Source organism: Bradyrhizobium sp. AZCC 1693 (assembly GCF_036924745.1).
Lineage (GTDB): Bacteria > Pseudomonadota > Alphaproteobacteria > Rhizobiales > Xanthobacteraceae > Bradyrhizobium.
In genome coordinates, this window is record NZ_JAZHSD010000001.1 from 5,458,590 (window position 1) to 5,471,480 (window position 12,891).

Annotated in this window: 12 protein-coding genes and 1 pseudogene; 8 read left to right on the forward strand and 5 right to left on the reverse strand. The window is 61.4% G+C overall.

Translation table 11 applies throughout. The features are described from left to right. Positions 1-29: 29 nt before the first annotated feature. A complete protein-coding gene (locus V1293_RS25880; RefSeq protein WP_334513326.1) occupies positions 30-1,169 on the reverse strand; it encodes an acyl-CoA dehydrogenase family protein in 1,140 nt (379 codons plus the stop codon). Positions 1,170-1,251: 82 nt separating this feature from the next. On the opposite strand from V1293_RS25880, the gene V1293_RS25885 reads away from it, so the two are divergent. From V1293_RS25885 to V1293_RS25920, 8 genes and pseudogenes are all read left to right on the forward strand, one after another. Further along, the gene (locus V1293_RS25885; protein WP_334513327.1) at positions 1,252-2,118 is read left to right on the forward strand and encodes a FadR/GntR family transcriptional regulator; all 867 of its coding nucleotides are present in this window, start codon (positions 1,252-1,254) and stop codon (positions 2,116-2,118) included. A 48-nt stretch (positions 2,119-2,166) separates the two neighbouring features. Beyond that, on the forward strand, positions 2,167-2,976 hold the full coding sequence (locus V1293_RS25890; RefSeq protein WP_334513328.1) for an enoyl-CoA hydratase/isomerase family protein: 810 nt from the start codon (positions 2,167-2,169) through the stop codon (positions 2,974-2,976). 6 nt (positions 2,977-2,982) lie between these two features. Then, positions 2,983-5,220 carry an acyl-CoA dehydrogenase gene (locus tag V1293_RS25895; RefSeq protein ID WP_334513329.1) on the forward strand — a complete coding sequence of 746 codons (2,238 nt, stop codon included), beginning with the start codon at positions 2,983-2,985 and terminating at the stop codon, positions 5,218-5,220. Positions 5,221-5,231: 11 nt separating this feature from the next. Continuing rightward, a complete protein-coding gene (locus V1293_RS25900; RefSeq protein ID WP_334513330.1) occupies positions 5,232-6,437 on the forward strand; it encodes a CaiB/BaiF CoA transferase family protein in 1,206 nt (401 codons plus the stop codon). A gap of 63 nt (positions 6,438-6,500) precedes the next feature. Next, positions 6,501-7,469, forward strand: coding sequence for a Bug family tripartite tricarboxylate transporter substrate binding protein (locus V1293_RS25905; RefSeq protein WP_334513331.1), 969 nt, complete (start codon positions 6,501-6,503; stop codon positions 7,467-7,469). Positions 7,470-7,806: 337 nt separating this feature from the next. Continuing rightward, complete coding sequence (locus tag V1293_RS25910) at positions 7,807-8,025, forward strand: hypothetical protein (protein ID WP_334513332.1); 219 nt, start codon at positions 7,807-7,809, stop codon at positions 8,023-8,025. A gap of 352 nt (positions 8,026-8,377) precedes the next feature. Further along, positions 8,378-8,485, forward strand: a pseudogene (locus tag V1293_RS25915) (NAD(P)H-dependent oxidoreductase); the annotation flags it as partial. Between the two features lie 53 nt (positions 8,486-8,538). Then, positions 8,539-8,703, forward strand: coding sequence for an NAD(P)H-dependent oxidoreductase (locus tag V1293_RS25920; protein WP_334513333.1), 165 nt, complete (start codon positions 8,539-8,541; stop codon positions 8,701-8,703). Between the two features lie 447 nt (positions 8,704-9,150). On the opposite strand, the gene V1293_RS25925 is transcribed toward V1293_RS25920, so the two are convergent. From V1293_RS25925 to V1293_RS25940, 4 genes are all read right to left on the reverse strand, one after another. Beyond that, on the reverse strand, positions 9,151-9,687 hold the full coding sequence (locus tag V1293_RS25925) for an enoyl-CoA hydratase/isomerase family protein (RefSeq protein WP_334513334.1): 537 nt from the start codon (positions 9,685-9,687) through the stop codon (positions 9,151-9,153). 140 nt (positions 9,688-9,827) lie between these two features. Continuing rightward, positions 9,828-10,820 (reverse strand): NADPH:quinone reductase, encoded by a 993-nt coding sequence (locus tag V1293_RS25930; RefSeq protein WP_334513335.1) that lies wholly within the window; start codon positions 10,818-10,820, stop codon positions 9,828-9,830. Positions 10,821-10,845: 25 nt separating this feature from the next. Beyond that, entirely contained in the window at positions 10,846-12,012 is a 1,167-nt protein-coding gene (locus V1293_RS25935; protein WP_334513336.1) for an iron-containing alcohol dehydrogenase, read from the reverse strand. A gap of 59 nt (positions 12,013-12,071) precedes the next feature. After that, positions 12,072-12,890 (reverse strand): MBL fold metallo-hydrolase, encoded by an 819-nt coding sequence (locus tag V1293_RS25940; RefSeq protein ID WP_334513337.1) that lies wholly within the window; start codon positions 12,888-12,890, stop codon positions 12,072-12,074. Between the last annotated feature and the right edge of the window lies 1 nt (position 12,891).

The following is a 12,891-nucleotide window of genomic DNA, read 5'->3' on the forward strand; positions in this document are numbered from 1 at the left end:
TATGGCCAGAGATCGCAATTATGATTTCGTTATCGAAGCAACTCGCGGGCAATGACCACGCGCTGGATCTGGTTGGTTCCTTCGAAGATCTGGGTCAGCTTGGCGTCGCGCATCATGCGCTCGACCGGATAGTCCATGGTGTAGCCGTAGCCCCCGAAGATCTGGACGGCGTCCGTTGTCACCTTCATGGCCATATCGCTGCCGACGCATTTGGCCATGCTGGCGAGCACGTTGAGGCGTTTCCAGTCGCCGGCATCGCCGGCTCGGGCGCATTCATAGACGAGGGCACGCGCAGCCTCGATCTGCATGGCCATGTCGGCCAGCATGAATTGCACGCCCTGGAACTCCGAGATCGACTTCTTGAACTGTTTGCGCTCCTTGGCGTAGGCAACGCACGCCTCAAGTGCCCCCTGGGCCAACCCGACGGATTGGGCGCCGATGGTCGGGCGGTTGAGGTCGAGCGCGCGCATCGATGCCCTAAAACCCTTGCCTTCCTCCCCGACCAAATTCTCGGCGGGGACACGGACATTGTCGAAGAAGATCGGCGTGTTTGGCGCGCCGCGGAAGCCCATCTTGCGCTCGTGACGTCCGAACGAGATCCCTGACATCCTCTTCGGTTCGACGATGAAGGCGCTGATCCCGTCGGCGCCCGGGGCGTCGCTGGTCCGAGCCATCACCACGATGTAGTCGGCGACGACCCCATAGCTGCACCATTGCTTGCGGCCGTTGAGGACGTAGCTGTCGCCGTCCTTCCGCGCGCGCGTGTTGATTGCGGTGACGTCGGAGCCGGCTTGAGGCTCGGATATCGCGATCGCCGTGACGACCCCGCCCTTGGCGATGATCGGCAGATATTTGGTCCGTTGTTGCTCGGAGCCGAAGTGAAGCAGCGGCATGATGAACATGGTGTTGAGTGCTGCGATCGAGGCGCAGGCCGGCGAGACCCTGGAGATCTCCTCGCGGGCGAGGCAGGCCATGGTCAGGTTGCCGTTCGGACCGCCGTAGCGTTCCGGCACCCAGAGCTGCATCAGCCCCATCTCGCCGAACAACTTGACGAGTTCGAGCGGAAAGCGGTCGGTCTCGTCAATCTCGGCCGCGATCGGCGCGACGTGCTTCGCGACCATCTTCCGCACACTGTCCCGGAACGCGATCTGCTCCTCGGTGAAGCTCATGTTTATCCCTGGGTCATCTTTTTTGCCAGAAGCCTAATTCGACACTTCCATTGAATGGGTGATCCATTTAATAATCCATCGCATGAGCACCAAGTCAAGCCCTCGCACGCCCGTCCGTCCCAGATCCTCGTCGCCCAATCGGCGCGACCGGGTCCCTGATCACCGCGCGGCTGGAGCACCGGCAGCGCCGAAATTCCGGCCGATCCACACACGGCGTGCGTTCGAGGAAATCTGCGAGCGCATCCGCGAGCAGCTCGCGCTCGGCGTCCTCAAGCCGGGCGACAAGCTGCCGCCCGAACGCGACCTGGCCCAGCAACTCGGCGTCAGCCGCAACGTCCTGCGCGAGGCCTTGCGCAGTCTCGAGATGGCCGGCGTGCTTCGGCTGCAGAAGGGCGTCAAGGGCGGAGCCTTCATTCAAGAGGGTGATACCAGCCGCATGAACGGTGTCATGCGGGACATGCTGAGTCTCGGCACGATCTCTGTCCGGGAATTGTCGGAAGCACGCGTTCACGTTCTCGATCTCGTTGTACGGCTGGCTTGTGCCAACGCGCGAAAAGCCGATCTCGACGCGCTCGAGGCCAATATTCGGCGTACCGAGGATGCGACGCGGGAAGGGCGGTTGCTGGACCGCGTCGAATGCTCGCGCGAATTCTACAAACTACTCGCGGCGTCGACCGCAAACAAGGTGATCGCCATGATCATGGATTCGGTCACGGAAATTCACATGCGCTTCGTTTATGCCAAGGTCTCCTCGAGCGGCGTCGCGATGGCGCGGCTGGCGGAAAAGCGACGGCAATTCCTGGCGGCGTTGGGTGAGCGAAACGTTGCGTCGGCGACGCGCTTGATGCGTACCCATCTGGAATCCGTGCAGCGGATGCTGGAGCAGGACCCCGGCGCGATGTCGCTTCACGTCGCGTTGGCGGAGGTGCAGCCCGGAACGCGTAGATAGCTGAGGGTGGCTCGATCCACACTTGAACATATAACAACGGAGGAAAATGTGTCCCATTATGACAGATACGAATGCATGACGGTCGAGGTCGCGGACAAGGTCGCGACCGTGACTTTGAACCGGCCGCAAGCGCGCAACGCCATCAATCAGAAGCTGATCCGTGAATTGCGGACCATCTGGGACGATTTGGCCGACGATCACGCCGTTAACGTCGTGGTGCTGACCGGCGCGGGCGACTTCTTCAGCGTCGGTGGCGACGTCAAGGCGATGTCGGAGCGGCCGGGCGGCGATGTCCTCGAGGAGGGAGAGATCCACGATCCCATGATCAGCCGCCGCGCGGTGACGCGCCAGCTCGAGCTCGATAAGCCGGTCATCGCCGCGATCAACGGCGACGCCATCGGCCTCGCCGCGACCCACGCGCTTCTTTGCGACATCACGGTGATGGCGGAGGACGCGCGCATCGGCGACACGCATGTCTCTCGCGTCGGCCTGGTCGCCGGCGACGGCGGCACCGTGATCTGGCCGCTGCTGATCGGCATCAACAAAGCCAAGGAGTACCTGATCCGCGGCACCCTGCTGAAAGGCAAGGAGGCCGAGCGAATCGGGCTGGTCAATCATGTCGTGCCCCGCGCGGAGGTGTTGAGTAAGGCGCGCGAAATCGCGATGGAGCTCGCCAACGGTCCGACCTGGGCCATTCGCTGGACGAAACTGTCGATCAACCAGATCGTCAAGGATCGTGTGAATATGTTGCTCGAAGCATCGATGGCGCTCGAGCAGGTAACGTTCGCGACCGCCGACCACAAGGAGGCGGCTATGTCGTTCAAGGAGAAGCGCAAGCCGCAATTCGGTCAGGCATAGTCTCTCATGAATGCGACCGGGCTTCCGAACGACGATACGGCCGAGATGCTTCGGGATTCCCTGCGCGGGTTTTTCAAAGCGCATTGGGCCGCAGGCGGCGGCAAGGAACGGCCGTCCCCGGACGATATCTGCCCGATTTGGCGCAAGCTCATCGGGCAGGGGGTCGCTGCGCTCGGCTCCGGCCGCGATGAAGGCGGCCTTCGCGAAATCCTGGTGGTGATGGCGGAACTTGGCCGCGCGGCATGTCCGGTGCCGATGTGGCCCACCGCGCTGGCCAATTTTGCGCTCTCGGGCGCGCGGGCCGACGCGGCGGTGGATCTGCTGGAACAGCTGCACGCCGGCACAGCGGTGGCCGCATTCTGCTTCGGCGCCCGCGATCCAGATGCAGGCGCCGGCTCGATCTGCATCGATGGCCGGCATGCAACGGGCGTGCTTCGCTTCGTCGAAGCGGCCGGCGCCACGCATCTTCTGGTGGCCGTTGATGCATTTCGCCTTGCCCTCTTCCAACTGGATGCTCCGGGCATTTTCCTCGCGCCGACGCGCGCCATGGGCGCCTGGGGTCTGTGCGAAGTGAGGCTGGACTCGGCGCCGCTGACGCTGCTTCCCCTTGAAAGCGGAGACCTCGACGATCTTCGCCTTAAGGCCCAAATCGCATTGCTGGCGCGGGCACACGGTGCCGCCCGGCGCGCGTTCGAACTGGCCGTGGATTACGCCAGGGAGCGTCACCAGTTCGGGCAACCGATCGGAAAATTCCAGGCGATCCAGCACAAACTCGCGGACTGCCTCATTGCGCTCGAAGGCACCAGCCTCATCCTGGATCATGCGGCCAGGCTGCATGACATTGGTGACCGCAACTGGCGCTATTTCGCCGATTGCGCGGCTGGCTTCGGGGGCGACGCGCTGCGGCACGTGTCGCTCGAGACTCAGCATACGCTCGGCGCCATCGGCTATGCCGAAGAGCACGAAGCCGCGCAACATTTCAAGCGTGTGCACCTGGACACGGTCGCGCTGGGTGGGACGCCCAGTGCGCGGCGGAGGCTGGCTTCCTACGTGCTGGATCGCGGCGGCGCGCCGCTGCCGCAATACGATCTCGGTCCGGCCGGCAACGCGCTGCGTGAACAGGTGCAGCGATGGCTCGATCAGAACTGGTCGGGAGCCAGGAAGGCCGCGTTCGACGAACAGCCATTCGAGAAACGAGAGTTCGACGCCGACTTCGCCCGTGACATAGGCAAGACCGGATGGATAGGCCTTGGTTGGCCAAAGGAATTCGGCGGGCAGGGCCGTTCTCCGTTGGAGCAGATCGCCTTCATGGAGACGATGGAGCAGGGCGAGGCGCCACGGATCGGCGCGTCAATCCAGGCCAACGCCCTGATGATGTTCGGCACGCCGGAGCAGCAGCAAAAATACCTGCCGGAGATATTGTGTGGCGAAGCCATGCACGGCATGGGCTACAGCGAACCCCAGGCCGGCTCCGACCTCGCCGCGCTGCGCACTAGCGCGGTGCAGGATGGCGAGCACTGGGTCATCAACGGCCAGAAGATCTGGACCACGACCTGGTGGGGAAAATACATGTTTCTCGCGGCGCGAACCGACAAGAATGCAAAGCCGGCACACGCCGGCATCAGCATGTTCATCGTGCCAATGAGTGCGCCGGGCATTACGATCCAGCCGGCGAGCACCATGTATGACGGCACGTTTGCCAACATCTTCTACGACGACGTTCGCATCCCCCTGGAAAACCTCGTCGGCGAGGTCAATGGCGGCTGGAAGGTTCTGACGGGCGCGCTCGCCTTCGAGCGCGGTCTGGTCGGCGGTGGTATCGTGTTGAAGGTGGCCCACGCCTTCGAACAACTGCGCCGGCATGTCATGGCGGCCGCGGGCGATAGACCACCGCCGGGACAGGATCCGATCGTGCGCGACAAGATGGCGACGCTTGCCTGCGAAATCGAGGTTGGCCGGCAACTGATGATGCATTGCGCCGAACTCGCGGCCAATGGTGTGACACCGCCGGAATATGGCGCGATCAGCAAGGTCTATTCCGGCGAGCTGATGGAACGCTTCGGCGAGGCGGCGCTCGACATTCTCGGGATGCGCGCCGCCGTTTCCGAGCAGATGCCGGGCGCAATCGACAATGGAAGGTTCGAGCAAAACCTGCGTCACTCGCTGATGTGGGTCATCAGCATCGGGACCAACGAGATTCAGCGCAGCCTGATTGCCCAACGCGGGCTCGGATTGCCGAGATAGGAGCCGACAGCATGCAGGATCGAACGTCGACATCGCCGCTCGAGGGTGTGCGGGTGCTGGATTTCTCCATCATGCTCGCCGGGCCCTATTGCGCGCGGCTGTTGGCGGATGTGGGCGCCGAAGTGATCAAAATCGAGCCGCCGGAAGGCGACGAGATGCGCCTGCGCGCGCCGGTGCGTGACGGGCACAGCGCCTATTTCGGCCAGCTCAATGCCGGCAAGCGGAGTATCGCACTCGACCTGAAATCGTCAGATGCGATTAAGCTCGTGCATCGCATGGTCGAAAACACCGACATCTTGGTCGAGAATTTTCGACCCGGTGTGATGGAACGCCTGGGTCTCGGATATGATACGCTGCGAAAGATCAATCCGAGACTGATTTACTGCTCGATCTCTGGCTACGGCCAGACCGGTCCGCAGGCCGAGCGCGCTGCCTATGCAATGATCGTTCATGCTGAGAGCGGCTTCGATCGCGCGCTGATGCGATACGCCGGCGACCGCGACCGGCCGGCGGCGGGTGCGGTGTTCGTTGCCGATATTCTCGGCGGCATTTTTGGCTTCTCGGCAATTCAGACGGCGATGGTGCAACGGGCGCGCACCGGTGAAGGGCAACGCATCGATGTCGCCCTGATGGACTGCATGCTGAACCTTCTGGTGTATGAGCTGCAGGAAGCGCAGTTCTCCAAGCCGAGGACGCGACCGACTTACGGCCCGGTGCGCGCCACGGACGGAGACATCCTGATCGCGCCGGTGTCGGCGCGGAACTTCGCCGCGCTTCGCGATCTGACCGGCCTGCCAGAGCTTTCATCCGACCCGAGGTTCAAATCGGTGCCGGCGCGTGGCGCAAACTGGACCGCCATGATGCAGGTCATCGAAAAATGGACCATGCAACACACGATGGACGAATGCCTCGCAATGCTTGATCAAGCCGGCATTCCGAGCGCGCGCTTTCGTGACCCGGCCGAGGCGCTGGACGATCTCGATCTTGCCGGTCGCGGTACATTCGCGCCGATCGCTGACGCCGCTGGCGAATTCAAGGGCGTCAACGCCCCTTGGCGGATGTCGGGCGCGCTTAGCGCGATCGGGCGGGAAATTCCGTCTATTGGATCGCACCGCGATGATGTTCTCACGCGCGTGCTCGGGCTCTCCCCCGATGAGATCGCAAATGCAGCCGCCTCCGGCGTATTCGGGGAGCTTGCGGTGACGGAAACGGAATGACGCCCGATCCCGGAGAAACTGGTTCGGGAGATCAAGAAACAACGGCTGGCAGGGAGTATCGACGTGAAGCGATCTGATTTTCTGGCTTTTGCATTCGGGGTCATGATGCTTGCCGGACCTGCGGCAGCAGACAATTATCCATCGCGGCCGATCCGGCTCATCGTGCCGTATCCCGCCGGCGGCTCGACGGACATCATGGCTCGCGCGCTACAGGAGCCGATGGCGAAGATTCTTGGCCAACCGCTCATCATCGACAATCGCGGCGGCGCGGCGGGCACGACTGGCGCCAATGAAGCCGCACGCGCGGATGCGGATGGTTACACGCTGCTGTTTGCGAACAACGGGCCGATCTCAATTGCTCCGTTGCTGCAAAAAGGGGTCGATTTCGATCCGCTGAAGAGCTTTGCGCCGGTCTCGCTCGTCTCCAAGGCGCCTTTGGTTCTTGTTGCGAACGAAAAGGTGCCGGCCAGCGATGTCGCCGGCCTGATCGCTTACGCTAAGGCACAGAGCAAGCCCATGCTGTATGCGACCGCGGGGCCCGGTTCGCTCGGACATCTGAGTACGGAGCGCTTCCTCAATCAGGCCGGATTGCAGATGGTTCACGTTCCCTATCGTGGCCAGGCGCCGACGACGCTCGCGATCTTCACAAGCGAGGTCGATATCTTGCTCACGACCACCTCCGACACGCTGAACGAACATATTCGCTCCGGTAAGGTCAAGCTGATCGGGGTTTCGTCGGCTGGAACCTCTCCGGTTGCTCCGGGTGCCGCACCTATCGGCAACCTTCTGAAAGGGTTTTCGGTTGAAACGTGGTTCGGCATTCTCGCGCCCGCTGGCACGCCCCCTCAGGTCATCGGCAAGCTCAACGCCGCGATCAGCGCGACGTTGGCCGCGCCGCAATTGCGCGATCGCTTCCGGGGCTATGGCGTGGAAGCCACGGCCAGTACCCCCGCCGAACTATCCGCCATCATTGCGGCGGAGATTCCCTCCTGGCGCAAGGTAATCGAAGAGCGCAATGTCAAAACCGAGTAATTGTCAGCGAATCCTGATGAGCCGCTTGCCGGTATTCTCGCCGCGATAAAGACCGGCGATGGCTCCCGGCGCGTGTTCGATTCCGTTCATTATGTCTTCGGAATACTGCAATCGTCCATCGCGAATCCAATGCGCCAGACGGCCAACGGCCTCTCCGAACGAGGCGCATAGTCGAAGATGACAATCCCTGCATGCGGGCGCGCTTGACCAGCAAATGACGCTCGGCACGCGGACCGTTGGGCTAGTCTAGGGATTCTAGCTTGGGACTGAGGCGGTTCCGCAAATCACCACGCGAGCGCCGACGACGCCAAAATTCACTGCGCAAGGGCTGCGCAAGGTGAAGGAGATCGGCTGGACGCCGCTGCAATTCCTCGCCCCGGCCAATTCGGTCAAGACGGTATTGGAGCCGGCATGCTTCGAAAACGCACAAGGTATCATCACGACACAATTCACCAAGCAAGCCGGCTATCCGGCTTGGGCCAGCGATCCCGAAGTGGTGGAGTATGTGGAGTTCATGAAGAAGTGGGTGTCGAACGGCAACCCGGCGATTTCGTAGCGCTTTCCGGTTACATTAACGTGCAAGGCATCGTGCAGGCGATTGCGAAGTGCGGCGACGATCTGACACAGGAACCTGAAGCAGGCAACCAACCTGAAGGGGCAGCGCTATAAAATGATGCTGCCCGGTGTTCTGCTCAAACTACGCCACAGAACTATGCCCCCTATGAATCTCTGCGCATGGCGAAGTTCGAAGGCTCCTCCTGGAAGCTGATGGATGAGTCTGGGAAGTCGGCTTCAGCAACTGATGGCGACTTATAGTTTTTGATTGGATCGATCAATGATCGCGTCATTTGTCAGGCACCTACATGGACGATCTCTTCGCCGCCGAAATCGTGGTTATCGGCGCGCCGATGTACAACTTCTCGATCCCTTCGCAGCTCAAGGGATGGATCGATCGGGTCGTCGTCGCTGGCCGTACGTTCAGATACGACGCCAACGGAGTCGAGGGTCTCGTGAAGGGCAAGAAGCTCTTCATCGCCTCCTCGCGCGGCGGGTTCTCGGTGACAGCCCGATGGCGCTCCTCGATTATCACGAGACCTACCTCAGGGGCATGCTCGGCTTCATTGGCCTTACCGACGTCACTGTCGTTCGCGCCGAAGGAATCAACCTAGGTGAAGAGGCGAAGGCCGCCGCAATCGCCAAGGCAAAGAGCGAGATTGCTGTGATTGCCGTCTAAAACGCCAAGTCGCGCAATCTAGCTGGGACGTCATGGAAATCGGCATCCACAGTTTAGCGCCGTTTCGCCGTCACTGTACTGGGAGCGACCGACCCCGTGCGCGTCTTCCAGGAATTCGCGACTCTCGACCTTTGGTGAACTAAATGGGCGATTGGAGCGGCATTCGTCTGGCAACGCCAGTTCTTGCCCTCCAACCGTCTAGGCGCCCGTGAATCGAGCGGCCCGCTTATCGCGGAATGCGCGTATTCCCTCCAGGCCGTCTCCGGATTTCACGCTTTCAGCCACGCCTTTGGCCTCGAGTTCCAATTGTCGCTCCAGACTCAACTGGTCCGCGTCCGCCAACAGCGCTTTGATGCGCCCGTACGCCACAGTGGGCCCGCTAATAAAGCGATTGCAGATCTCGTCGACGGGCCAATGGAAGTCCCACGCCGTCGACGACCTTGTTGATCATGCCCAGTGCAAGGCCTCATCGGCCGTGATCTTTCGGTTTAGCATCAACATCTCGCGCGCCCTGGTTTCGCCAACTCGACGAAACAGCGCACGAGCAAGACCACCATCAGGCGGCAACCCGAGCGCTATGAACGCGGATGCGAAGGTGGCCGAAGCGGACGCCAAGATGATGTCGCCGGCGAGGCACAGACTCAACCCTGCGCCCGCGGCCGGACCGTTTATAGAAACCACCACGGGGGCGCGCATCCGAGCCATCGACAAGATTGCGGCATTCAGATGATGCGTGGTCTCGCGGACTACAGCGCCGTAGTCATCCGCGCCGTCAAAATTGCGAGGCTCTCCCCCGACGCAGAAGAAACGCCCTTTTCCGGTGAGCACTACACATCTAATCTTTTCGTCCTCCTCGCAGATGCGCATCGCTTTTGCGAGTTGCCTCAGGAGAGCGACGTTCATTGAATTACCGCTTTCAGGACGGTTTAGTTGGATCTGAACAAGATCGTCTCGACGCTGAAAATCAATGCAATCGAATTCCATCTGGCCATTATCCCCAATGTCGAAGTCCGACCTAAAGCCGGCCCTCATATGCCTTTGAACCTGGCTTTCGGCACTCGGTAATGCATGAAGTCCTTCGTTGCGAGGAAAGATCGTGCGACTCGCTGCAGATTGGAATATTGTCAGGATCCCGCTGAAACATCGATGACCGCGTTTCCGATAAGCTCGCCCGATTCTACGGCGCGGTGGGCCTGGGCCGTGGCTTCCAAGGGAAAACGAGCCGCGATGGTGTGGGTAAGCGCGTTTTCCTCCATAGCTTTGGTGAGAAGTTCACAGGCGCGCCGGCGCTCACCTCCGCTCAGGCGGTAAACTAGGATGAGCCGCATGGTGATATGCTTGAACATAAGTGGATACACTGGGAACTCAGGTTTCGGTATCGCCATTGACCCGTAGGCGGCGATTGCTCCGCCCGGTTTCAAAATTTTGACAGATGTTTCGAGGTTGCCGCCCAATTCCACCTCGACGATCCGGTCAACGCCGGCGCCCGAGGTAAAGGCTTTGACGGCAGATGCTACGTCCTCATCGCGGTAATTGATGACATGGTCGGCTCCGGCAGCTCTCGAATGCTGCGCTTTGACGAACCCGCTGACGGTCGTGATGACGCGCGCGCCGCCCCACTTGGCGAGTTGTGTGGCGTAATTTCCAACGGAGCCGGCGCCGCCGGTCACCAGTAGGGTCTTTCCGTCGACCGCGCCGTCCGCGAAGACAGCGTGGCTTGCCGTCATGCCGGGAATGCCAAGGCAAGCTCCTGCATCGAAACCGACGCTATCGGGCAAACGAACGGCCTGGCTCTCCGGAACACAGACGAATTCGGCGCACGTTCCGTAGGGACGGTCCCAAGCTGCGTTCCATGTCCAGACACGCTCACCGATGCGATCCTTGGTCACCCCGGTCCCTACCGCCTCGATAATCCCGGCCCCGTCCGAATGCGGGATCACGCACGGAAAGGCCATCGGAGCGCGAACGCCCGCCCGCGATTTGACATCGGAAGGATTCACGCCCGAGACGAGCACGCGGACCCTGACTTCTCCAGCTTGCGGCTCCGGTACCGGGCGCTCGCCAAGTTCGAGGACGGTCGCCGCGGGTCCTGTCTTCTCGTACCAAACTGCCTTCATTCGACTGACTCCTTTCGATCCGAACTCACCAGGAGAGCCGGAGGATTTCCATGACATCGTCTGCTCCGTGGATGGTCCGTGGATTGTTCTCGAGGAAGCCGGACGCTACGGAGCGTTCGGCAAGATTCCTCAACTTGCTTTCCTCAATGCCGGCCTGGCGCAGACTGATGGGCTCTCCGAGGCTCTTCACTAAATCCTCTACGACTTCCGCCAAGCCGTGATCGGGTCGGCCGATCATTCCGCAGAGCTCTGTCTGCCGTTCGGCGTTGACTTTCGAATTCCACCGAAGCACGGAGGCCAGTAGCATGCACGAGGTGCGGCCGTGAGGTACGCCAAAGGCTCCGCCGAGTACGCGGCCGATGCCATGGCTGGCCCCGACAGGGACGCCGGCAGCCGGTCCTAGGATGGAAAGCCACATGCCCAACTGGGCGTCGAGCCGAAAATCCAGGTTGAGTGGATCAGCTTGAAGTTTTGGAAGCGTTCCGAGAAGGATCCGAAAGGCCTGAACGGCCATTGCGTCGGCGTAGGGCGTGGACTTGGGAGAGCAGAAAGTCTCCACGCAATGATCGACGGCGCGGATTCCCGTGGACATGAGTACCCAATGGGGAACGCCGAGCGTCGCTTCCGGATCGAGGATGACGCTGCGCGGGATCTGCAGCGGATGGTCGAACACTTCCTTGACGCCGGATGCGCTCTCGGTCACGCCGGCGAAGCTTGTGAACTCCGCGCCCGAAAAGGTCGTCGGTACGGCGATGGAGCGCGTGATCGGTACGGAAGCGTTCAAGATATCGGCCGAACCGTCCGGGGACATGCCCTTTCGAAGACGGTCCAGATCCTCCTCGCGATCAAGTGCGAGCCATAAGACTTGCTGCGTCAACTTGCATGCGTCGATGACGGACCCTCCGCCGATCGCTACGAGAAGGTCGGCAGATGCGGCGCGAGCGGCTTTCGCGGCGCCGATCACGCTATCGCGCGGCGAGTGCGGCCGCATGTCGAAATGGGCTCCGGCGAGGCGGCTTCCCAAGGCATCCATGACCTTGTCGAGAAAAGTCGAGTCCCGCATGGAAGGCGAGCAGAGAAGGAATAGCCGTGAGCAGCCGAGACGTTCGGCCTCGTCCATGAGCGCATGTTGCGCGGCTTTGCCAAAAATGACGCGTTCCTGGAGCGGAAACCGATGTATGCCTGACAGCATGGTTGTTCCTTGATCGCTTGCGGAAATGCCGTCCGACCATCGGGGACCTTTCGCTAAGCTCACGGTCGCGGGGGCACCGTGTCGCCTCCCACCCGAGCGACCATCCGCCCCCCCTCCAGGCGTCCGGGCGCGTCGTGAGACGGAAGCAGCCATTTGCAGCCTCTAACGGCCCGCTTCATTGCGCGCCGTTCCTGCCTCTCGCTTAACGCCGTGTTGCCGGAGATATGAGGCTCGTTGAAGAGAAGCTCCTCAAAGGGATTTCCGAGTTGGTGTTCGAGGCTGTAGAAGACGTCGCCGCAGATGCGGGCAAGTCCATCGCGCGTCTCGACGAGCACGCTGAGCGAACCCTCCGTGTGACCACCCGAGCGTTCCACCGCTATGCCCGGCAAGACCTCGACGACGTCACCATCTTCGGCGTCGAGTAGCTGGATGGCGTCCTGCCGCCAGACCCTGCCCAAGAGATGTTTCATGTCCGAAATCGGGTATGCCCCTCCTCCGGAGCCGCCACATCCGATTTCGAACTCGCGACGTGACACGAGAACGCGCGTGGAATCCGGGAAGAGATCGTCCTTGCCGGCATGATCGATGTGAAGATGGGTATGGACGATCATGGCCACATCGGCGGGCTTGATGCCGCGAGCCTCAAGCTGGGCCTCGAGCGCTCCCTTGGTCGCGTTCGTCGCCACCATGCCCACGGTCGCCATGATTTCGGGTGAACGAAACCCGGTATCGACGAGGACTGGCCCAACGCTTAGCCCGCGTATCAGGAAGACGTTGGCGCATACGATCGCCGGATTGCCCGGCGTGCGATTTTTCGTAAGGAAAGACGTATCGACGGTGACGTCGCCTGCGTTGATTATTTCGATATCCAGGGCCATT